19 protein-coding genes are annotated in these 20,905 nt (G+C 58.6%); 15 read left to right on the forward strand and 4 right to left on the reverse strand.

What is annotated here, in order from left to right; translation table 11 throughout:
• Positions 1-3: 3 nt before the first annotated feature.
• The 13 genes from nuoG to RGAI101_RS01125 all read left to right on the forward strand — a co-directional run bounded on the left by nuoG (position 4) and on the right by RGAI101_RS01125 (position 13,837).
• Positions 4-2,019, forward strand: coding sequence for an NADH-quinone oxidoreductase subunit NuoG (nuoG, locus tag RGAI101_RS01065; protein ID WP_008226596.1), 2,016 nt, complete (start codon positions 4-6; stop codon positions 2,017-2,019).
• 11 nt (positions 2,020-2,030) lie between these two features.
• Positions 2,031-2,399, forward strand: coding sequence for a hypothetical protein (locus RGAI101_RS01070; protein WP_008227686.1), 369 nt, complete (start codon positions 2,031-2,033; stop codon positions 2,397-2,399).
• Positions 2,400-2,405: 6 nt separating this feature from the next.
• Positions 2,406-3,443 (forward strand): NADH-quinone oxidoreductase subunit NuoH, encoded by a 1,038-nt coding sequence (gene nuoH, locus RGAI101_RS01075; protein ID WP_008227949.1) that lies wholly within the window; start codon positions 2,406-2,408, stop codon positions 3,441-3,443.
• 1 nt (position 3,444) lies between these two features.
• Entirely contained in the window at positions 3,445-3,939 is a 495-nt protein-coding gene (gene nuoI / locus RGAI101_RS01080) for an NADH-quinone oxidoreductase subunit NuoI (protein WP_008228434.1), read from the forward strand.
• On the forward strand, positions 3,936-4,337 hold the full coding sequence (locus tag RGAI101_RS01085; protein WP_008226614.1) for a carboxymuconolactone decarboxylase family protein: 402 nt from the start codon (positions 3,936-3,938) through the stop codon (positions 4,335-4,337). Before nuoI ends, RGAI101_RS01085 begins: the two co-directional genes overlap by 4 nt.
• Positions 4,334-4,936, forward strand: a complete 603-nt coding sequence (locus RGAI101_RS01090) for an NADH-quinone oxidoreductase subunit J (protein WP_008226733.1) — start codon at positions 4,334-4,336, stop codon at positions 4,934-4,936. The genes RGAI101_RS01085 and RGAI101_RS01090 overlap by 4 nt, the downstream gene beginning before the upstream one ends.
• A 155-nt stretch (positions 4,937-5,091) precedes the next feature.
• On the forward strand, positions 5,092-5,397 hold the full coding sequence (gene nuoK / locus RGAI101_RS01095; RefSeq protein ID WP_008228949.1) for an NADH-quinone oxidoreductase subunit NuoK: 306 nt from the start codon (positions 5,092-5,094) through the stop codon (positions 5,395-5,397).
• A 4-nt stretch (positions 5,398-5,401) separates the two neighbouring features.
• Positions 5,402-7,558 (forward strand): NADH-quinone oxidoreductase subunit L, encoded by a 2,157-nt coding sequence (gene nuoL, locus RGAI101_RS01100; RefSeq protein WP_008225697.1) that lies wholly within the window; start codon positions 5,402-5,404, stop codon positions 7,556-7,558.
• Positions 7,558-9,114, forward strand: coding sequence for an NADH-quinone oxidoreductase subunit M (locus RGAI101_RS01105; protein WP_008226925.1), 1,557 nt, complete (start codon positions 7,558-7,560; stop codon positions 9,112-9,114). Before nuoL ends, RGAI101_RS01105 begins: the two co-directional genes overlap by 1 nt.
• A gap of 11 nt (positions 9,115-9,125) precedes the next feature.
• Positions 9,126-10,571, forward strand: a complete 1,446-nt coding sequence (nuoN, locus tag RGAI101_RS01110; protein ID WP_008225852.1) for an NADH-quinone oxidoreductase subunit NuoN — start codon at positions 9,126-9,128, stop codon at positions 10,569-10,571.
• 4 nt (positions 10,572-10,575) lie between these two features.
• Positions 10,576-11,370, forward strand: a complete 795-nt coding sequence (locus RGAI101_RS01115; protein ID WP_037227049.1) for a biotin--[acetyl-CoA-carboxylase] ligase — start codon at positions 10,576-10,578, stop codon at positions 11,368-11,370.
• A 21-nt stretch (positions 11,371-11,391) separates the two neighbouring features.
• Positions 11,392-12,165: a type III pantothenate kinase gene (locus RGAI101_RS01120; RefSeq protein WP_008225706.1), complete on the forward strand. Its 774-nt coding sequence runs from the start codon at positions 11,392-11,394 to the stop codon at positions 12,163-12,165.
• Positions 12,166-12,169: 4 nt separating this feature from the next.
• Complete coding sequence (locus RGAI101_RS01125; RefSeq protein ID WP_008228901.1) at positions 12,170-13,837, forward strand: ribonuclease J; 1,668 nt, start codon at positions 12,170-12,172, stop codon at positions 13,835-13,837.
• 161 nt (positions 13,838-13,998) lie between these two features.
• On the opposite strand, the gene RGAI101_RS01130 is transcribed toward RGAI101_RS01125, so the two are convergent.
• The 3 genes from RGAI101_RS01130 to RGAI101_RS01140 all read right to left on the reverse strand — a co-directional run bounded on the left by RGAI101_RS01130 (position 13,999) and on the right by RGAI101_RS01140 (position 18,344).
• The gene (locus RGAI101_RS01130; protein ID WP_008227596.1) at positions 13,999-15,600 is read right to left on the reverse strand and encodes a DEAD/DEAH box helicase; all 1,602 of its coding nucleotides are present in this window, start codon (positions 15,598-15,600) and stop codon (positions 13,999-14,001) included.
• Positions 15,601-15,737: 137 nt separating this feature from the next.
• On the reverse strand, positions 15,738-16,682 hold the full coding sequence (locus tag RGAI101_RS01135) for a glycosyltransferase family 2 protein (RefSeq protein WP_008225766.1): 945 nt from the start codon (positions 16,680-16,682) through the stop codon (positions 15,738-15,740).
• A 42-nt stretch (positions 16,683-16,724) separates the two neighbouring features.
• On the reverse strand, positions 16,725-18,344 hold the full coding sequence (locus tag RGAI101_RS01140; protein WP_037227051.1) for a peptide chain release factor 3: 1,620 nt from the start codon (positions 18,342-18,344) through the stop codon (positions 16,725-16,727).
• A 130-nt stretch (positions 18,345-18,474) separates the two neighbouring features.
• On the opposite strand from RGAI101_RS01140, the gene RGAI101_RS01145 reads away from it, so the two are divergent.
• The gene (locus tag RGAI101_RS01145) at positions 18,475-18,834 is read left to right on the forward strand and encodes a nuclear transport factor 2 family protein (protein ID WP_008226186.1); all 360 of its coding nucleotides are present in this window, start codon (positions 18,475-18,477) and stop codon (positions 18,832-18,834) included.
• 14 nt (positions 18,835-18,848) lie between these two features.
• On the opposite strand, the gene RGAI101_RS01150 is transcribed toward RGAI101_RS01145, so the two are convergent.
• Positions 18,849-19,862, reverse strand: a complete 1,014-nt coding sequence (locus tag RGAI101_RS01150; protein ID WP_008229051.1) for a Hint domain-containing protein — start codon at positions 19,860-19,862, stop codon at positions 18,849-18,851.
• Positions 19,863-20,011: 149 nt separating this feature from the next.
• Here RGAI101_RS01150 and RGAI101_RS01155 point away from each other — a divergent pair, with 149 nt between their 5' ends.
• The gene (locus RGAI101_RS01155; RefSeq protein WP_008228880.1) at positions 20,012-20,791 is read left to right on the forward strand and encodes an SDR family oxidoreductase; all 780 of its coding nucleotides are present in this window, start codon (positions 20,012-20,014) and stop codon (positions 20,789-20,791) included.
• Positions 20,792-20,905: the final 114 nt, after the last annotated feature.

Consider the following 20,905-nt stretch of genomic DNA (forward strand, 5'->3'; position numbering starts at 1 on the left):
CATATGAGCGATATCCGCAAGATCATCATTGACGGTAAAGAGGTCGAAGTCGAAGGGGCGATGACGCTCATTCAGGCTTGCGAGGAAGCGGGCGTGGAAATTCCACGCTTCTGCTACCACGAGCGCCTGTCGATTGCCGGTAACTGCCGGATGTGTCTTGTGGAAGTCGTGGGCGGCCCGCCCAAGCCGGCGGCAAGCTGCGCGATGCAGGTGCGCGATTTGCGCCCCGGTCCCGAAGGCCAACCGCCGGTCGTGAAAACCAATTCGCCCATGGTTAAAAAGGCCCGTGAAGGCGTGATGGAATTCCTGCTGATAAACCACCCGCTGGATTGCCCGATTTGCGATCAGGGCGGCGAATGCGACCTGCAGGATCAGGCGATGGCCTACGGCGTCGATTTCAGCCGCTACCGTGAACCCAAGCGCGCGACCGAAGATCTTGATCTGGGGCCGCTGGTGGAAACCCACATGACGCGCTGCATTTCCTGCACCCGCTGCGTGCGCTTCACCACCGAAGTTGCGGGCATTCACCAGATGGGCCAGACCGGTCGCGGTGAAGATGCCGAGATTACTGCCTATTTGGGCCAGACACTCGATTCCAATCTTCAGGGCAACATCATCGACTTGTGTCCGGTGGGGGCCTTGGTGTCCAAGCCCTACGCCTTTACGGCGCGGCCATGGGAATTGTCCAAGACCGAATCCATCGACGTGATGGACGCGCTTGGGTCTAACATCCGTGTCGATACCAAGGGTCGCGAAGTCATGCGTTTCCTGCCGCGCAACCATGATGGCGTGAACGAGGAATGGATTTCCGACAAAACACGTTTCGTCTGGGACGGCCTGCGCCGCCAACGTCTGGACACGCCTTATATTCGCGAGAACGGCAAGCTGCGCAAAGCCGACTGGCCCGAAGCACTGGCCGCTGCGGCTGCTGCGATGAAGGACAAGAAAGTTGCTGGCCTGATCGGTGATCTGGTCCCGGTCGAGGCGGCTTTTGCACTGCAGCAGCTGGTCAAGGGGCAGGGCGGTGTCGTTGAATGTCGCACGGACGGGGCAAAGCTGCCCGCCGGTAACCGGTCTGGCTATGTCGGAACTGCGACGGTCGAAGATATCGATAGCGCCAAGGCGATCATGTTGATCGGTACCAATCCCGCCGTTGAAGCTCCGGTTCTGAATGCGCGAATCCGCAAGGCTTGGGCGCGCGGCGCAGACATCGGCCACGTCGGCCCTGCGGCTGACCTGACCTATGACCACGAGCATCTAGGCGATGGTCCTTCTGTTCTGACAGATCTGCTGAAACGTGATCATTCCGAAATGACCGAAAAGCCATCGCTGATCATCGTCGGCATGGGCGCATTGGCCCGCGAAGACGGTGCTGCGGTTCTGGCGTCTGCGATGGCATTGGCCGATGCGACGAAATCCGGGTTCATGGTTCTGCACACGGCTGCGGGCCGCGTCGGCGCGATGGACATCGGTGCCACGGCCGAAGGTGGAATCGTGGATGTGCTGGCTGCCGACGTGATCTACAACCTCGGTGCGGATGAGGGCGATATTCCCGCCGGACCTTTCGTGATTTACCAAGGCTCGCATGGCGATCGCGGGGCACACCGCGCCGATATCATCCTGCCGGGTGCCGCCTATACAGAAGAAGCAGGGCTGTTCGTGAACACCGAAGGGCGTCCACAACTTGCCGCCCGTGCCAGCTTTGCCCCCGGTCAGGCCAAGGAAAACTGGGCGATCCTGCGCGCGTTGAGCGCCGAAATGGGCGCGACCCTGCCTTTTGATTCGCTTGCCGCGCTGCGCAAGGCGCTGGTTGCCGAGGTTCCCCATTTGGGCAACGTCGATCAGGTTGCAGAAAACGACTGGCAGGCGGCGGCGCAATCCAAGATGGACGATGCGGCGTTCCAGCCGGCAATCGCGGATTTCTACCTGTCCAACCCCATCGCCCGTGCCAGCCAGCTGATGGCAGAGCTTTCGCAGAATGCCAAAGCCCGCCAAGAAAAACCACTGGCGGCGGAGTGAGAGTCTTGGGGATGATGCTTCCTCTGATCTTGGCGGGATGCGAAACGCGCGCCCCCTTGGCAGATGATTTCATTCCCGACTATCAAGGCGTAGAAACCAAGCTGCTGGACGGGGATCTTGTCCAGTTTGATGTGGCCATGACCAACGCACTTTCTTCTGAAAATGTGGCGGATTATGCTGAATGTGCGGCGGCGCGCTATACTTTGATCCGAGGCTTCGGATTTGCCCGTCACGTGCGCACAAATGTTGAGATCGTGGGTGGCGTCTGGCGCGCAGATGCTGTTTACACCATCTCGCCAAGCCTGCCACGGGGCTTGAAGACAATTGATGCCGAAGTGACCGTGCAAAACTGCATGGAACGTGGCATTCCGACGGTGTGAGGACCTATGGCTGAATTCTTTAACACTCCTGGCGGCATTGCCGTTCTGATCTTGGCGCAGACCCTCGCGGTCGTTGCCTTTGTGATGATCTCGCTGCTGTTTCTGGTCTACGGCGACCGTAAAATCTGGGCTGCGGTTCAGCTACGGCGCGGTCCGAACGTGGTCGGGACATTCGGCCTGCTGCAAACCGTGGCCGACGCGCTGAAATACGTCGTCAAGGAAGTGGTCATTCCCGCTGGTGCCGATCGCACTGTCTTCATGCTGGCACCTCTGACCTCTTTTGTTCTGGCGATGCTGGCCTGGGCCGTGATCCCCTTCAATGACGGTTGGGTCCTCAGCAACATCAACGTCGCGATCCTGTTTGTCTTCGCCGTTTCCTCGCTTGAGGTGTATGGCGTGATTATGGGCGGGTGGGCGTCGAACTCCAAATACCCTTTCCTTGGGTCGTTGCGGTCCGCCGCGCAGATGATTTCTTATGAAGTGTCCTTGGGTCTGATCATCATCGGTGTGATCATCTCCTCCGGCTCGTTGAACTTCAGCGGTATCGTTGCTGCGCAGTCCGGGCCTTACGGTTTCTTCAGCTGGTACTGGCTGCCCCATTTCCCGATGGTTTTCCTGTTCTTCATCTCGGCCTTGGCTGAAACCAACCGTCCGCCCTTTGACCTTCCGGAAGCGGAATCAGAATTGGTTGCCGGCTATCAGGTCGAATACTCGGCCACGCCGTTCCTGTTGTTCATGGCAGGCGAATACATCGCGATCTTCCTGATGTGCGCGCTGATGTCCCTGATGTTCTTTGGTGGCTGGCTGTCGCCAATCCCCGGCCTGCCTGATGGCGTGCTTTGGATGGTTGGCAAGATGGCGATTTTCTTCTTCCTCTTCGCGATGGTCAAGGCTATCACGCCGCGCTACCGCTACGACCAACTGATGCGTCTGGGCTGGAAAGTCTTCCTTCCATTCTCGCTGGTGTGGGTGGTCTTCGTGGCCTTCGCGGCAAAATTCGACTGGTTCTGGGGCGCGTATGCCCGCTGGGGCATGGGAGGCTGATATGGCTAACATCGACTATACCCGTCACGCTAAGTACTTCCTTTTGCAGGATTTTTACCAAGGCATGAAGCTGGGGTTCAAATACTTCTTTGCCCCCAAGGCGACGTTGAACTATCCCCACGAAAAGGGGCCTTTGTCGCCCCGCTTTCGCGGTGAACACGCACTGCGCCGCTATGCCAATGGAGAAGAGCGCTGTATTGCTTGCAAGCTCTGCGAAGCGGTTTGCCCCGCTCAGGCGATCACCATTGACGCGGAACCGCGTGATGATGGCAGCCGCCGCACGACGCGTTATGATATCGACATGACCAAGTGCATCTACTGCGGGTTCTGCCAAGAAGCTTGCCCCGTGGATGCCATCGTCGAGGGCCCGAATTTCGAATTTTCGACCGAGACCCGCGAAGAGCTGTATTACGATAAAGCCAAGCTTCTCGAAAACGGTGACCGCTGGGAAGCCGAGATCGCGCGAAATCTTGAACTGGATGCACCTTACAGATGACCGATACGCCAAACCCCTTTGAAGAAATGATGCGGCAGATGCAGGAAGCGGCCAAGGCCTTTCCGGCGATGGGTGCTTTTTCGCCAAAAGGGTTCGAGGCGATGATGGGCAAGATGCCTAAGGACATCATGGAAACGCTGTTTGGCAACACGATGAACCCCAACGGGTTGGATGCCAAGACGCGGTTGCTGCTTACGATTGCGGGGCTGACGATGCAGGGCGCACAAAACGAAGTGGCGCTGCGGCAGGCTGTGATCCACGCGGTCGAAGCGGGCGCGCACAAGCAGCAAGTGATTGAAACGATCGGGCAGATGGCGGTTTTTGCCGGTATTCCCGCGATGACCCTCGCGATGCAGATCGCGCAGGGCGTGTTGGATGACAAGGAAGGTGACGCATGAGCGTTTTCGCATTTTACCTGTTCGCGACGTGTTTGATCGCGGGTGGGCTTTTCACCGTAATCAGCCGCAATCCGGTGCATTCGGTGCTTTGGCTTATTCTTGCGTTCCTCAGCGCGGCCGGTCTGTTCGTGATGCTGAACGCCGAATTCGTCGCCATGCTGTTGATCATCGTTTATGTGGGCGCGGTCGCGGTCTTGTTCCTGTTTGTCGTCATGATGCTGGACGTTGATTTCGCCGAGCTTAAGGCCGAGATGGCCCGTTACATGCCGCTGGCCTTGCTGATCGGGCTTATTATCCTGATGCAATTCGTCATGGCCTTTGGTGCATGGGATGCGAACGTTGCTGCCGAAGGATTGCGCGCACATGTCGTGACCGACGATGTGCAGAATACGGCCGCTTTGGGTCTGATCCTGTATGACGAGTATTTCTTGTTGTTCCAGTTGTCAGGTCTGATCCTGCTGGTGGCGATGATCGGGGCCATCGTGCTGACCCTGCGCCATCGCCCTGATGTCAAACGTCAGGATGTGGTGGCCCAGATGATGCGCGATCCGAAACTGGCGATGAAGTTGAACGATGTGAAGCCGGGGCAGGGCCTTTAAAGGTCTCTTCGGATATCAAGGATAGCCTCTTGGCAAGGGGACATGGGGCGCGCGGTGGCGGGCAACAACTTTGCACAAGACGCGGGATCGGGGTGGAAACCTTGGGTGCCAAAGACTAAAGAACGCCTGAAACGGGCACAGAACCGAGGGACGACATGATCGGCATTGAACATTACCTGACGGTGGCGGCGACGCTGTTTGTCATTGGCATTTTCGGGCTATTCCTGAACCGCAAGAACATCATCATCATGTTGATGTCGATTGAACTGATGCTCTTGGCGGTGAACATCAACTTCGTCGCATTCTCGCATTTCCTCGGGGATCTGGTGGGCCAGGTGTTCACCTTGTTCGTTCTGACTGTTGCCGCGGCCGAGGCTGCCATCGGTCTGGCCATTCTGGTCTGCTTCTTCCGCAATCGGGGTACGATTGCAGTTGAAGATGTCAACGTGATGAAGGGCTAGGATCATGGAAAGCATCATTCTGTTCGCGCCACTTGTCGGCGCATTGATCAGTGGTTTTGGCTGGAAGCTGATCGGCGAAAGGCCTGCCCAATATTTTGCCACGGGCATGCTGTTTCTGTCCGCGTTCCTCAGCTGGATCGTGTTTATCACGTTTGACGGCGTGACCGAGCATATCCAGCTTTTGCGCTGGATCGAAAGCGGCAGCCTGTCGACGGATTGGGCCATCCGCATGGATCGCCTGACGGCGATCATGCTGATCGTGATCACCACCGTGTCCAGCCTCGTGCACCTGTATTCCTTCGGCTACATGGCCCATGACGAAAATTTCAAGGACAGCGAACCTTATCGCGCCCGGTTCTTTGCCTATCTGTCGTTCTTCACTTTTGCGATGTTGATGCTGGTGACCGCCGATAACCTGGTCCAGATGTTCTTTGGCTGGGAAGGTGTGGGCGTCGCGTCCTATCTTCTGATCGGCTTTTACTACAAGAAGCCATCGGCCAATGCGGCCGCGATCAAGGCGTTTGTCGTCAACCGCGTGGGTGACTTCGGCTTTGCCCTTGGTATATTCGCGCTGTTCTACCTGACCGACAGTATCAAGTTCGACGACGTCTTTGCTGCTGTGCCCGATCTGGCCGATACCACGCTTCATTTCCTGTGGGCTGATTGGAACGCAGCCAACCTGATCGCATTGCTCTTGTTTGTGGGGGCCATGGGCAAGTCAGCTCAGCTGTTCCTGCACACATGGTTGCCCGACGCGATGGAAGGTCCGACCCCTGTGTCGGCGCTGATTCATGCCGCGACGATGGTAACCGCCGGTGTTTTCCTTGTGTGCCGCATGTCCCCGCTTATGGAATTTGCGCCCGAAGCGATGATGTTCGTGACATTCCTTGGCGCGACGACCGCATTTGTCGCCGCCACCATCGGTCTGGTCCAGAACGACATCAAACGGGTCATCGCCTATTCGACCATGTCCCAGTTGGGTTATATGTTCGTCGCCGCCGGCGTCGGCATGTACTCGGCCGCGATGTTCCACCTGCTGACGCACGCCTTCTTCAAGGCGATGCTGTTTCTTGGGGCCGGATCAGTTATCCACGCAATGCACCACGAGCAGGACATGACCAATTACGGCGGTCTGCGCAAAAAGATCCCCTATACATTCTGGGCGATGATGATCGGCACGCTGGCCATCACGGGCGTCGGTATTCCGCTGACCCATTTCGGTTTTGCAGGCTTCCTGTCCAAGGACGCGATCATCGAGAGCGCTTGGGCGGGTGGGTCCACCTACGGGTTCTGGATGCTGGTAATTGCCGCCGCGATGACCAGTTTCTACAGCTGGCGCTTGATGTTCATGACTTTCTTCGGGACAGCGCGCGGCGACAAGCATACGCATGATCACGCACATGAAAGCCCTATGGTCATGCTGGTGCCGCTTGGCGTTCTTGCCCTGGGTGCGGTGTTCTCGGGCATGGTGTTTTACAACAGCTTCTTTGGCCACGCCGAGGATGTCGGTGAATTCTACGGCATTCCGATGACGGAAATGGCTGCTGCAGGGGATGCCAAGGTCGAGGGCGCTGAAGACAGTCACAGTGCTGCCGCATCTGGCGAAGATCAAAGTGCAGCCGCTGCTGACGCGGATCACAGCGCTGCAGATTCCGACGCTGCGCATGGGGATGATGCTCATCACGGCCCCAGCTTTGGTGGCAAGCCCGGTGAAGGCGCAATTTACTTCGGTCCCGACAATACGGTCCTTGAAGACGCCCATGCGGTGCATTGGCTGGTCAAGGTCAGCCCGTTCATCGCGATGGTCGGCGGTCTGCTGATGGCGCTTTGGTTCTACGTCTGGAATCCGACATTGCCGGCCCGCCTCGCGGCAAACCAGCGCCCGTTGTATCTCTTCTTGTTGAACAAGTGGTACTTTGACGAGATCTATAACGTGATCTTCGTCAAACCCGCTTCGGCCATCGGTCGTTTCTTCTGGAAGCGCGGCGACGGGAATGTCATCGACGGCACGCTCAACGGCATCGCCATGGGCATCATTCCGTTCCTGACGCGCCTCGCGGGGCGTGCGCAATCGGGCTACATCTTTACCTATGCCTTCGCCATGGTGATCGGAATCGCAATTCTGGTGACTTGGATGACGATGAGCGGAGGGGCTAACTAATGGACCATCACTTGCTTTCCATCATCACCTTTATGCCGAGCTTTGCGGCACTGATCCTGGCCGTCTTCCTGCGCGGGGACGACGCAGCAGCGGCGCGCAATGCAAAATGGCTGGCGCTGATCTCCACTTCGGTGACGTTCCTGATTTCGCTGTTCATCCTGTTTGACTTTGATCCGGCCGACACGGGCTTCCAGTTCGTCGATGAAGCGACCTGGATCATGGGCCTTCAGTACCGCATGGGTGTGGACGGTATTTCGATCCTGTTCGTGATGCTGACCACCTTCATGATGCCGCTTGTGATCGCGGCGAGTTGGAACGTGGACACGCGGGTCAAGGAATACATGATCGCATTCCTGCTGCTTGAAACCCTGATGCTGGGCGTGTTCATGGCGCTTGATCTGGTGCTGTTCTATCTCTTCTTCGAGGCTGGCCTGATCCCGATGTTCCTGATCATCGGCATCTGGGGCGGGGCGAACCGGATCTACGCAAGCTTCAAGTTCTTCCTTTACACGTTCCTCGGATCGGTCCTGATGCTGGTTGCCATGGTCGCAATGTACGCGGATGCCGGCACCACCTGTATCGGCGGCTGCGAGGTCAGTCTTTTGACCAACACATTCGCGTCCGAGACATTCACGGTTGCGGGGATCTCAGTCGTCGGCGGTATGCAGACGCTGATGTTCCTCGCCTTCTTCGCCAGCTTTGCGGTTAAAATGCCGATGTGGCCGGTTCACACCTGGTTGCCTGATGCCCACGTCCAGGCTCCGACGGCGGGGTCGGTCGTGCTGGCTGCTATCTTGCTGAAAATGGGTGGCTATGGCTTCTTGCGCTTTTCGCTGCCGATGTTCCCGGTCGGGTCCGATGTTATTGCACCATGGGTGTTGTGGATGTCGGCGATTGCGATCGTCTATACATCGCTGGTCGCTCTGGTGCAGCAGGACATGAAAAAGCTGATCGCCTATTCGTCGGTGGCCCACATGGGTTTCGTGACCATGGGTATCTTTACCTTCAATCAACAAGGGCTGGATGGCGCGATTTTCCAGATGGTCAGCCACGGCTTTATCTCGGCTGCGCTGTTCCTGTGTGTTGGCGTGATCTATGACCGGATGCACACCCGCGAGATTGATGCTTATGGCGGATTGGTAAACCGGATGCCGGCATATGCCCTGGTGTTCATGTTCTTTACCATGGCCAATGTGGGCCTGCCCGGCACGTCTGGTTTTGTGGGGGAATTCCTGACCTTGATGGCTATCTTCCAGGTCAACACCTGGGTCGCAGCCGTTGCCACCACCGGTGTTATATTCTCGGCTGCCTATGCCTTGTGGCTCTACCGCCGCGTCGTGATGGGCGATCTGATCAAGGAAAGCCTGAAGACGATCACCGACATGTCCGGCCGCGAACGTTGGATTTTTGCGCCGTTGGTTGTGATGACCCTGCTTTTGGGCATCTACCCTGCCTTGGTTCTCGATATTATTGGGCCGTCAGTGACCGCCCTTGTTGCAAGCTATGATACGGCCCTGGAGGCGGCAGGTGCCGCAGTCCAGATGGCCTCAGAATAAAGGACCGCGCGATGATTTCCGCTGATCTGAATGTCATCCTGCCAGAAATCGTTCTGTCGCTGTTTGCGATATTTACGCTACTGGTCGCGGTTTATACGTCCAAGGATGGACTGGCTGGAGCTTTGGTCTGGGCCACCTCGGCCGTTATGGTCCTGTTGGCGATCTGGATTGGCATGGCGGGCCCGGCAACTACGCGGATCGCGTTTAACGGTTTGTTTATAGAAGACGGCTTTGCCCGTTTTGCCAAGGTCACCATCTTATTGAGCGCCGCGGCGGTTCTTATGATGTCCGAGGCCTATATGAAGTCGCGCGGCCTGCTGCGGTTTGAATATCCGGTTCTGGTCGCGCTTAGCGTTGTCGGCATGATGATGATGGTTAGCGCGGGCGATCTGATGTCGCTTTACATGGGACTTGAGCTGCAATCCCTGGCGCTATACGTCGTCGCATCCTTGCGCCGTGACAGTGTGAAATCGACCGAAGCCGGCCTGAAGTATTTCGTGCTGGGAGCGTTGTCCTCGGGTTTGCTGCTGTACGGCGCGTCGCTGGTCTATGGCTATGCGGGCACAACCCAGTTTGCAGGGATCATGACGGTTGCGAAGTCTGGCGAAACATCGATCGGCCTGCTGTTCGGGATTGTCTTCCTGGTTTCGGGTCTTGCGTTCAAGGTGTCTGCGGTCCCGTTCCACATGTGGACCCCGGATGTGTACGAAGGGTCCCCCACGCCAGTAACGGCTTTTTTCGCGACTGCGCCGAAAGTTGCGGCCATGGGTCTGTTCGCCCGCGTGCTGCATGATGCCTTCGGCAATGCCGTGGGAGATTGGAGCCAGGTTGTCGCGTTGCTGTCTGTCCTGTCGATGTTCCTGGGTGCGATTGCGGCCATTGGCCAGACCAACATCAAACGCCTGATGGCCTATTCGTCGATTGCCCATATGGGCTATGGGTTGATCGGTCTGGCTGCTGGTACGGCCCTTGGGGTCAAGGCGATGCTGATCTACATGGCGATATACGTGACCATGAACATCGGGACATTCGCCTTTATCCTGAGCATGCAGAAGGACGGTCAACCGGTGACCGACATTTCCGCGCTGAACATGTATTCCAAACGGGCACCGGGGAAAGCGTTGGCGATGCTGGTGCTGCTTTTCTCGCTTGCCGGCGTGCCACCGATGCTGGGCTTCTTCGCCAAGTTTGGCGTGTGGCAGGCGGGTGTGGATGCAGGGCTGGTGTGGCTGGTGGCTGCAAGTGCCGTCGCGTCGGCCATTGGTGCCTACTATTATCTGCGGATCGTATTTCTGATGTACTTTGGGGCAGAGGGTAAGGACAGTCTGGACAGCAGCAAGGGTGGTTTGCTGACTGCGTTTTTGGTTGCCTCAGCGGTGATCATGGTGGTCGGCGTTGCGACATTGTTCGGCGTCGAAGGTGCTGCGACTTCTGCAGCGGCGGCGCTGGTGAACTGATCAGATGGTGGACCCCGTGAGCGAGGGAGCCTCCGGCGGGGATAGTTTTAAGCCAGAGAAGCAAGGGGCGTCGTGGCCGGAAGGTTACGAGCGACTTTTTTTCGGGACAGTTGATTCCACGTTGAGTGAGGCGGCGCGGCGTGCGCCCGACTTGACCGGACCGGTCTGGATTCTGGCTGATGAGCAGACAGCAGCCCGCGGCCGCCGCGGGCGGTCCTGGGCCACGCCAAAGGGGAATTTCGCAGCGACACTGATGATGCGCCGGGCGGAGGCTCCGGGGGTAGCAGCGTTGCGAAGTTTCATCGCGTCGTTGGCGTTGCGGCGCGCTTTCGTACGGGTGACCGGAGACGACGGGGCCTTTGCATTGAAGTGGCCGAATGACGTTTTGCTGAATGGTGGCAAGGTTGCAGGCATCCTGCTTGAGACGACCGGGGACCATTTGGCGATCGGGATCGGCGTGAACCTGGCCCATGCGCCGGGTGCGGATCAGGTGGAGGCGGGAGCCCTGCGGCCTGTTTCGCTGGTTGGTGAAACTGGTATCTCGGTATCTACTTCAGCATTTCTGGATGCTTTGGCATCTGAATATGCGCCATTGGAAGCCCAGTTTCAGACCTTTGGTTTCGCCCCGATCCGCACCGCTTGGCTGGTCCATGCCGCGCGGTTGGGGGAAGAAATCGTTGCAAGAACGATGCGCGAGGAAACCCGTGGGATCTTTGAGGACGTTGATGAAAGCGGCAGTTTGATCCTGCGTACGCCCAAGGGACGGGTGCCGATCACTGCGGCAGATGTTTTTTTCTAAAGCCTGAGGGAGGGCCGTTCCATGCTTTTGGCGATTGATTGCGGGAATACGAATACTGTTTTTTCCATTTGGGACGGGACGCAATTTATCGGGACGTGGCGGACGTCAACCGAATGGCAGCGCACGGCGGACCAGTATTACGTCTGGCTGAGCACGCTGATGCGGTTCCAGAAGGTCGAGGCGGACATCACCGATGTTATTATCAGTTCGACCGTGCCGCGGGTGGTGTTCAACCTGCGTGTTCTTGCGGACAGGTATTTCAACACGCGACCCATTGTGGTGGGCAAGCCGGAGTGTAAATTGCCGGTTGATGTGCGCGTGGATGCTGGCACGGCCGTGGGGCCGGACCGGTTGGTGAATACGGTGGCCGGATTTGACCTTTTTGGCGGCGACCTGATCGTGGTGGATTTCGGGACCGCGACGACGTTTGATGTCGTGGCATCCGACGGGGCCTATATTGGCGGCGTGATCGCGCCCGGCGTGAATTTGAGCCTTGAGGCATTGCATAATGCCGCTGCGGCCTTACCTCATGTTGATATTTCGAAACCGCAGGCTGTTATCGGCACAAATACCGTGGCCTGCATACAATCGGGTATTTTTTGGGGTTATGTCGGGCTCGTTCGTGAGATATGTGCGCGGATAAAGGCGGAGCGTGAACGCGATATGCGTGTGATCGCCACCGGCGGGCTGGCCCCGTTGTTTCAACAGGCAGTGGACCTGTTCGATGCCTACCAAGATGATCTGACAATGCACGGTTTGACCGTGATTTATAATTATAACAAGGACACCGCTTAATCATATGAGCAGCGAAAGATTGATCTATCTGCCCCTCGGGGGGGCAGGTGAAATTGGCATGAATGCCTATGTTTATGGCTATGGGAAGCCCGGCAAGGAACGACTGATTGTTGTCGACCTTGGCGTGGCTTTTCCTGACATGGACACCAGCCCGGGCGTGGATTTGATCATCCCCGATATCGCCTGGCTGGAAGAGCGTCGCAACCAGATCGAAGCGATCTTTATCACGCACGCCCACGAAGACCACGTGGGTGCGATTGCACATACCTATGACCGTTTGCGCGCGCCGATCTATACGCGGAAATTTACCGCCAACATCTGCAAGCGCAAGATGTCCGAGCACGGGCATCCCGATGACGCGGTCACGACCGTTGCACCATGGCCGACTCAAACGACCGTTGGTCCGTTTACGGTGGGCTTCTTGCCGATGTCCCATTCGATCCCTGAATCGTCTTCCCTGGTGATCGACGTTGCGGGTGACCGGTTGATCCACTCGGGTGATTTCAAGATCGACATGACGCCGGGCGTAGGCGAAGCCTATGACCCTGACCTCTGGGCCGATGTGTCCAAGGATGGCGTCAAGGCGCTGATCTGTGACAGTACCAATGTGTTTTCGTTGAACGCCGGCCGGTCAGAGGCGACCGTTGGGCCAGAGATCGAGAAACTGCTTGGAACGGCCCAAGGCATGGTTGTCGCAACGACATTTGCGTCGAACGTGGCGCGGGTCAAAACACTTGCTGATGCGGGCGAGCGGGCGGGGAGGTCTGTCGTCCTGCTGGGACGTGCGATGAAGCGGATGGTCGAAGCCTCGCTTGAATCGGGCGTCATGAAAGACTTTCCACCCGTCATCAGCCCCGAAGATGCCCGCGGCGTACCACGGGAAAACCTGATGTTGCTGGTGACCGGATCGCAGGGCGAACGCCGTGCCGCATCGGCCCAACTGGCGCGCGGCAAGTATATGGGGCTTGAGATGAAGGAAGGGGACATGTTCCTGTTCTCGTCCAAGACCATCCCCGGCAACGAGCGTGGCGTGATCAAGGTGATGAACGCGTTTTCCGAGATGGGCGTTGATATCGTCGATGACAGCTCGGGTCTTTACCACGTGTCAGGCCACGCGAACCGTCCCGATCTTGAGACATTGCATGATGTGGTTAAGCCGCAGATCCTGATCCCGATGCACGGCGAGCACCGTCACCTGCGCGAGCATGTGAAGATCGCGAATGGCAAGGGGATGAAGGGCGTTCTGGCCGTGAACGGCATGATGATCGACCTGTCCGGCAATGAACCCAAGGTCGCGGAATATGTCGAAAGCGGGCGCACTTATCTTGACGGCTCGACACAGATCGGCGCGATGGATGGGGTCGTGCGCGACCGGATTCGCATGGCGCTGAACGGGCACGTGACCGTGACGGTGATTATGGATGAAAATGACGAAGCCTTGGGTGATCCTTGGGTGGATGCCATGGGCCTGCCCGAACAGGGCCGGTCAAAGTCGTCCCTGGTCGACATTTTGGAAGCGGATTTAGGCCAGTTCCTTGGCCGCGCCAACGCCAAGACCTTGCGCGATGATGACAAGCTGCACGAGGGCCTCAAGCGCACTGTGCGCCAGTCGGCCAATGACGAGATCGGCAAAAAGCCGGAAGTCACCATCGTGGTCAGCCGGCTGAGCTAAGCGTCGGTCGTTTCAATGCATGAGTTTGCGCGCCGTCCTGAAAAGGGCGGCGCGTTTTGCATTTCTGGGGTGCAACTGTCTTGCCTACCGGGATGGCGCGCATGAAAAAGGGCGCTGAACCTGCGTTCCGCACCCTTTTTCGCGTTTATCAGATTGGTTGATCAGTCGCGCCGCTCTTCAAAGCTGAGGCCGATGAATTCCGGCGTGTGATCCCCAAGGCCGACGACCCTGTTATCGTTCCGGTTGTCATTGCGATTGTTGCCGCGCTTGTTATCGGAGCGGTTGTTATCGTTGCGACCACCGCGACCGCCACGTTCATTCCGGCGGTTGTGCTGGGGCTGATCGTCCTGTGCCTTGGCCTCGGGGGCCTTTGGCTCTTCGGCTGCGGGCTTGGCATCTGGCTGCTGCGCCGCTTTGGCCTGAGGGGTCTCGGCCTTTGCTTCTGGTTCAACCGCGTCCACCTTGGGCGTTTCGTCCTTGGGGGCGTCATCCTTTTTGCGGCTACGGGTCCGGCTGCGCTTGGGCTTTTCGGTCTTGGGCGCGTCCTCGGCCTTGGGGGCGTCCTCGGCCTTGGGGGCGTCGGCCTCTTTTGTGGTTTCAGCGGGCGCGTCGCCGCCCAAAGGATTGTCCAGACGCGGAATTTCGCGCTGAACCAGACGTTCCACGTCTTCGAGGTTCTTTTCGTCGCGCGGCACGCAGATCATGATCGCCTTGCCATCGCGTCCGGCGCGGCCTGTGCGGCCAATGCGGTGAACGTAGTCTTCGGCATGGCTGGGCACGTCGAAGTTATAGACATGGCTGACCGATGGCACATCAAGGCCCCGTGCCGCGACATCCGACGCCACAAGGAAGCGCAGATCGCCGTTGCGGAACCCTTCAAGGGTCTTGGTCCGCTGGCTTTGGTCCAGATCACCGTGGATGGGGGCCGCATCATAGCCGTATTTCTTCAGAGACTTGGCCACCGTGTCGACATCCATCTTGCGGTTGCAAAAGATGATCGCGTTGGTGCATTTGTCGCCTTCGGCATCGATTAGCGCCCGCAGAACCTTGCGTTTTTCGGTCGCTTCGCGGTCCTTGCGGGACGCTTTGAACATCAACACGCCTTGCTCGATATTCTCGCCCGTTGTGGCCTGCCGCGCGACTTCGATGCGCACAGGGTTGGACAGGAAGGTGTTGGTGATCCGTTCGATCTCGGGGGCCATGGTCGCCGAGAAGAACAGCGTCTGACGGGTGAAGGGCGTCATCTGGAAGATGCGTTCGATATCGGGGATAAAGCCCATGTCCAGCATCCGGTCGGCTTCGTCCACGACCATGATCTTGACGTCGGACAGGATCAGTTTGCCCCGCTCGAAATGGTCAATCAAACGGCCGGGGGTCGCGATCAGAACATCGACGCCTTTATCGATCAGCTTGTCTTGTTCACCAAAGGACACGCCGCCGATCAGCAACGCCTTGGTCAGGTTGAGGTGCTTTGTATAAGTGTCGAAGTTTTCGGCAACCTGTGCCGCCAGTTCCCGTGTCGGGCAAAGGACCAAGCTGCGCGGCATGCGCGCACGGGCGCGGCCACGGGCCAGCATAGTGATCATCGGAAGGGTAAAGCTGGCGGTTTTGCCGGTACCGGTCTGGGCGATTCCCAAGACGTCTTTGCCTTCGAGGGCAGGGGGGATTGCCCCCGCCTGGATTGGTGTCGGGGTCTCGTACCCGGCCTCTTCGATGGCCTTAAGTACTTTAGGATTCAGATTAAGATCAGAAAATTTTATCATGTGTGTCCGGTCATAGCGGACATATCATTGGCCCGCGGCAGCATTCATGTCGGCCCGCATGGCCCAAGGGGCGGACGTTGTCCGCGACACGTTCTGCACCCATTAACAAGAACTCCGCCTCAGGTCAAATGGATGCGCTAACGCCCTGTGAATTCGGGGAAATGCTTGTCCAGATGTGACGTTAGGGCCAGATCGGCGTGGTGGAGCAATCCGTGCGCTTGCAGGCGCGTGCGCAAGGTCGGTGTATTGGCGCAGACTTCGTCGAAAAATGCGCGCAATCCGGCTTCGCCCGCGTCGCTTTCGATCATTTGGAACAGGTCGTGCATGGACAATCCGCCCTTTTCATAGGGCTTGTTGGGGCCAAGTTCGGGGCGATAGCTGCCTTTGGTCACGCGGTAGCGGTAGGCGGCGATCCAGTCCTCCCAGGATTTGGCATGGGCATGGGCAAGGTCGATTTCGGCTTGACGGTCGTGACAGGGCAGCATTTCGCCGTTCTGAAAGACGTTGTGAATCCGGACGTGAATTTTCGGCAGCCCGGTGCGGACAAAGACCTTGCCTGCCAGATGGCTTAGAAACCCACCCTTAAGGTATTCACCATATGTCGGATACAACTCGGCGATGATGCGCGCGCGGTCGGGGCCATTGGGCACGAACCCCTTGAAGGCGGTCGGCGTGCCGGACAGTTGTTCCATCGGTCGGATGCGCGTGGCAGGGGGTTCGGCGGGCCGCTCAGCCAAGATGTCGGCGATCGGACGCCCCGCGACCAGAAATTCGTCGGCGTCCATGTGGATCAGCCAATCCACCTCGGCGCGGCGGTTATAGGCGTGGGTGGCATTGGCGGTCTGGCGCACCTGGTGCGTTTCGGGGCGGTCACGTTTGCGCTGTTTCCAATATTTGGCGTCGCAGGTCGTGACGCGGATTTTCGGGTGCGCGTCCAGATGCTCAAACGCCTGCGCATTCGGGGCATCCAGATAGATGTAGATGCGGTGCGCGCCCGCCTCCAGATGGTAGGCGGCGAACTGGAGGATGTCGCGCGCGGGCGCAAGGATGGTCGAGGTGATACCCCATGTCACGTCAGTCATGGGGCAAGTTTGCGGTGTCCAACGGCGGCTGGCAAGCCAAAGCTAGACCATCATTTCCTTGGTCGCGGTCAGGCGCACATCGGGATAGTCACGGTCCACGCGGTCGATGTCCCATTGCAGGCGCGTCAGATACACGATGTCGCCATCATGGTCATGCGCGATGTGCTGCTTGTTGGCTTCGGTGAACTTGTCAACGGCTTGGCGGTCACCGTTCACCCAGCGGGCCGAGGTGAATTGCGACGGCTCGAACCGGACGGGCAGGCCGTATTCCAGTTCAATCCGGCTGGCCAGAACCTCGAATTGCAGCTGCCCAACGACGCCCACGACGAAACCCGACCCGATGGCGGGTTTGAAGACTTTGGCGGCCCCTTCTTCGGCGAATTGCATCAGCGCCTTTTCTAGGTGCTTGGATTTCATCGGATCGCCTGCGCGCACGCCCTGCAACAGTTCCGGCGCAAAGGACGGGATGCCGCTGACACGGATTGCCTCGCCCTCGGTCAGGGTGTCCCCGATGCGCAGTTGGCCATGGTTGGGAATGCCGATAATATCGCCGGCCCATGCTTCTTCGGCCAACTCGCGGTCGGCGGCCAGAAACATCACGGGGCTGGCAATCGTCATCACCTTTTTGGTGCGAACATGGGTCAGCTTCATGCCCCGCTCGAAATGCCCCGAAGCCAGCCGCACAAAGGCCACGCGGTCGCGGTGCTTGGGGTCCATGTTCGCCTGCACCTTGAAGACAAAGCCTGAAACCTTGGCTTCTTCCGGCAAGATCTTGCGCGGCTCGGCGGACTGGATCTGCGGTTCCGGCCCGTAGGTGGCGATGCCGTCCATCAATTCCTTGACGCCGAACGAATTGATCGCAGAGCCGAACCAGATCGGGGTCAGTGACCCTTCGGCCATCAAGGCGGCGTCCAGCGGCGGCATCAATTCGCGGACCATCTCAAGGTCCTCGCGCAGCTTTTCCAGCAGGTTCGCAGGCACATGTTCCGCCAGTTTCGGATCGTCCAGCCCTTCGATGGCGATGCTTTCCGCAACCTTGTTGCGGTCGGCGCGGTCCATCAGTTCCAGCCGGTCGCGCAGGATATCATAGCAGCCGATAAAATCGCGGCCCACGCCGATGGGCCAGCTTGCCGGGGTCACGTCGATGGCCAGATTTTGCTGGATTTCGTCGATGATCTCGAACACATCGCGGCTTTCGCGGTCCATCTTGTTACAAAAGGTCAGGATCGGCAGGTCGCGCATGCGGCAGACTTCGAACAGCTTTTGCGTCTGGCTTTCCACACCCTTCGCGCCATCAATCACCATCACGGCGGCGTCCACGGCTGTCAGCGTGCGATAGGTATCTTCCGAGAAATCCGAGTGGCCGGGCGTATCGACCAGATTGAACCGGTAATTCGTACCCTTGTTCTGGAAATCAAAGGACATGGCGGAGGCAGATACCGAAATACCGCGGTCTTTTTCCATCGCCATGAAATCCGACCGCGTGCGCCGCGCTTCGCCCTTGGCGCGCACTTGGCCCGCCATCTGGATCGCCCCGCCGAACAGCAGGAATTTTTCCGTCAGCGTGGTTTTGCCCGCATCGGGGTGACTGATGATCGCAAAGGTGCGACGCCGGGCGATTTCGGCGGGCAATGCGGGGCGGTTTGAGGGGGTATCTAACATGGATTGGCATATATCCACGCCCATGGACGCGCGCAAGTGTAGGCAAGGCGGCGGGCACCCATATTGTCAGTTGGGTTTTGCGTCATGCTGTATAGGCTGATGGCAATATCATATGCAGGGAGGTATCGGAATGGACCTGAAAGAGATTGCAAATGCGCTGGTTGCAGGTTGTCGCGACGGGCGCGAGGTTGAAAATCTGGACAAGCTTTATGCAAGCGACGCCGTGTCCGTCGAGGGCACGGATCACGGAAGTGGCCGCGAGACCAAAGGCTTGGACGGCATCAAGGGCAAACACGCCTGGTGGGACAGCGCGATGGAGGTGACCCGTCAGGAGGTCAGCGACCCGATGCTGCATGGGGACGACCGTTTTGCCGTGATCTTTGACGTGGCAGCACGCGAAAAGGAAAGCGGCAAGACCATGCAGATGAAAGAGGTCGCTATTTATCACGTCGCAGACGGCAAGATCGTACGCGAGGAGTTTTTTGGCTGATCAGCGTGCCTTGGTCAGCGCATGCTGGCCTTGCGCAACAACTCTGCCGCGTCGGGGCGATCAAGCAGGGGTTCGCTGACGTCCAGACCCGCGTGCGGCAGGTCGGAATGGCCCGGGATGATGTCGCCCATGGCGTCGGACAGTTCTTGCGGCAGTACCGCCTTAGTGCGGCTGTCGATCAGCATGGATTCCGCGGCAATTCCTTCGGCATAGATGATCTGGTGACCGTCAAACAGAAGCTGGAAGTAATCGACGAAACCGCCGTCCTGGATGCGTACCGTATCGCCGTTGACCAGATGGCGCACCTTGACCAGCAGTTCCGAGCGGCCCGCGCCAAGCCGGTCTTCGCGTTGATAGATGAACAGGCGGTGGTCGGGGCTGACGATCAGGTCGTGATCGTTGTTCAGGGTTCCGGCGCTGATGCAGATCGGGGCGAAATCACCGACGGCGCGCACGGTGCTGTGGCCGATCCAGCGGATCGCCTGCACCCCGTCATCACGGGTCAGGATACGGTCGCCGATCTGCAAATCCTCGATCACGCGCTGTTCGCCCGAGGCCATGGTGATGTGCGTGCCCCGCGTGAAGGAAACGCAAGCCACCTGCGCGAACTTCTGATGCGCCGATGTCGTATCGATCCCCACCAGCCGGTATTCAAGGCTCGAGGTGTAGCCGCTTAGCGGGACGACAAAGATGTCTTCCGCATTGCCGTCTGTGTCCACTTCGACCAGCAGGATCGCATCGCTGGTCTGCCCGTCCGGTGTCATGAAGGTCAGCGCGCAATCCAGATGCAGGGTGGCCCCCGCCGTACCGATTTCCGTATCCGGCGCGATCTTGAATTTGCCGGGCGCGGGCGTCAGGATCGACAGGCGATGCAGGTCCGACAGGTATTTCAGTTCGTACACATCATCCAGCAGCAGTTCCGAGGCAAACGAAAGTGTATCGCCCATGTTCGCGCCGTCGGTCGCCTTGAAATGTGCGGCGCGGTAAACCGGGACGCTTTGAGGCGGAGCAGGGCGGGAAAACGTCATGTGCTTGAAACCCTCGGGGAAATGCGAAAATCAATACTGGTAAGAATGGGATAGGAATGTGACAGGTTCGGGTCAAGCTTTGGGTCTTTTGCTGGCACAATGCCGCCCTGTGATGCTACGACATGTCCAACATATGAGGGAGAATGACAATGGATCTGGGAATCAAAGGTAAACGCGCACTGGTTTGCGCATCGTCCAAGGGGCTGGGACTGGGGTGCGCCGAAGCCTTGGCCGAAGCCGGGGTTGATCTGGTGATGAACGCACGGGGCGCAGAAGCGCTTGAGGCTGCAGCAGAACGGATCCGCCAGGAATACGGCGTGAATGTGGTCACGGTCGTTGCAGATATTGCGACCGAAGCGGGCCAGAAGGCCGTGCTGGATGCTGTCGGCCAGATCGACATTCTTGTGAACAACGCGGGCGGGCCGCCTCCTGGTATGTGGCATGACTGGGACCGCGACGATTTCATCAAGGCGCTGGATGCCAACATGCTGGCCCCCATCGCGATGATCAAGGCGCTGGTACCCGCGATGATGGAACGGGGCTGGGGCCGCGTGGTGAACATCACCTCGCAATCCGTGCGCGCGCCGATCGGCGTTCTGGGCCTTAGCAATTCGGCCCGAACCGGTCTGACCGGCTATGTCGCGGGCACATCGCGTCAGGTGGCGGGCAAGGGCGTGACCATCAACAATCTGCTGCCCGGCATCCACGCCACCGACCGCGCCGATGCGCTGGACGGCAATGTGGTCAAGCAAAAGGGCATCACGCTGGAAGAGGCCCGGACCGAGCGCGCAGCGGGCATCCCCGCGGGCCGCTATGGCACCCGCGAGGAATTTGGTGCCGCCTGCGCCTTCCTGTGCTCGCAGCATGCCGGTTTCATTGTGGGTCAGAACCTGCTGCTGGACGGTGGTGCGACCAATTTGACGATGTAGGCGGGCTTCGCCTTTCGTAACCCATCGTATCAACACGATACCGCGCAAGGCAGCGCTGGTGCGACATGCACCGGCGCTGCTTTGCATTTGGTTGGCGTCAAGGTGGGGCCTGAG

It is taken from the genome of Roseobacter sp. GAI101 (assembly GCF_000156335.1).
GTDB lineage: Bacteria > Pseudomonadota > Alphaproteobacteria > Rhodobacterales > Rhodobacteraceae > Sulfitobacter.

Bases quoted from the DNA above. Each gene is read 5' to 3' on its own strand.
- nuoG (WP_008226596.1), top strand. From the start codon at position 4: ATGAGCGATATCCGCAAGATCATCATTGACGGTAAAGAGGTCGAAGTC.
- RGAI101_RS01070 (WP_008227686.1), top strand. From the start codon at position 2,031: ATGATGCTTCCTCTGATCTTGGCGGGATGCGAAACGCGCGCCCCCTTG.
- nuoH (WP_008227949.1), top strand. From the start codon at position 2,406: ATGGCTGAATTCTTTAACACTCCTGGCGGCATTGCCGTTCTGATCTTG.
- nuoI (WP_008228434.1), top strand. From the start codon at position 3,445: ATGGCTAACATCGACTATACCCGTCACGCTAAGTACTTCCTTTTGCAG.
- RGAI101_RS01085 (WP_008226614.1), top strand. From the start codon at position 3,936: ATGACCGATACGCCAAACCCCTTTGAAGAAATGATGCGGCAGATGCAG.
- RGAI101_RS01090 (WP_008226733.1), top strand. From the start codon at position 4,334: ATGAGCGTTTTCGCATTTTACCTGTTCGCGACGTGTTTGATCGCGGGT.
- nuoK (WP_008228949.1), top strand. From the start codon at position 5,092: ATGATCGGCATTGAACATTACCTGACGGTGGCGGCGACGCTGTTTGTC.
- nuoL (WP_008225697.1), top strand. From the start codon at position 5,402: ATGGAAAGCATCATTCTGTTCGCGCCACTTGTCGGCGCATTGATCAGT.
- RGAI101_RS01105 (WP_008226925.1), top strand. From the start codon at position 7,558: ATGGACCATCACTTGCTTTCCATCATCACCTTTATGCCGAGCTTTGCG.
- nuoN (WP_008225852.1), top strand. From the start codon at position 9,126: ATGATTTCCGCTGATCTGAATGTCATCCTGCCAGAAATCGTTCTGTCG.
- RGAI101_RS01115 (WP_037227049.1), top strand. From the start codon at position 10,576: ATGGTGGACCCCGTGAGCGAGGGAGCCTCCGGCGGGGATAGTTTTAAG.
- RGAI101_RS01120 (WP_008225706.1), top strand. From the start codon at position 11,392: ATGCTTTTGGCGATTGATTGCGGGAATACGAATACTGTTTTTTCCATT.
- RGAI101_RS01125 (WP_008228901.1), top strand. From the start codon at position 12,170: ATGAGCAGCGAAAGATTGATCTATCTGCCCCTCGGGGGGGCAGGTGAA.
- RGAI101_RS01130 (WP_008227596.1), bottom strand. From the start codon at position 15,600: ATGATAAAATTTTCTGATCTTAATCTGAATCCTAAAGTACTTAAGGCC.
- RGAI101_RS01135 (WP_008225766.1), bottom strand. From the start codon at position 16,682: ATGACTGACGTGACATGGGGTATCACCTCGACCATCCTTGCGCCCGCG.
- RGAI101_RS01140 (WP_037227051.1), bottom strand. From the start codon at position 18,344: ATGTTAGATACCCCCTCAAACCGCCCCGCATTGCCCGCCGAAATCGCC.
- RGAI101_RS01145 (WP_008226186.1), top strand. From the start codon at position 18,475: ATGGACCTGAAAGAGATTGCAAATGCGCTGGTTGCAGGTTGTCGCGAC.
- RGAI101_RS01150 (WP_008229051.1), bottom strand. From the start codon at position 19,862: ATGACGTTTTCCCGCCCTGCTCCGCCTCAAAGCGTCCCGGTTTACCGC.
- RGAI101_RS01155 (WP_008228880.1), top strand. From the start codon at position 20,012: ATGGATCTGGGAATCAAAGGTAAACGCGCACTGGTTTGCGCATCGTCC.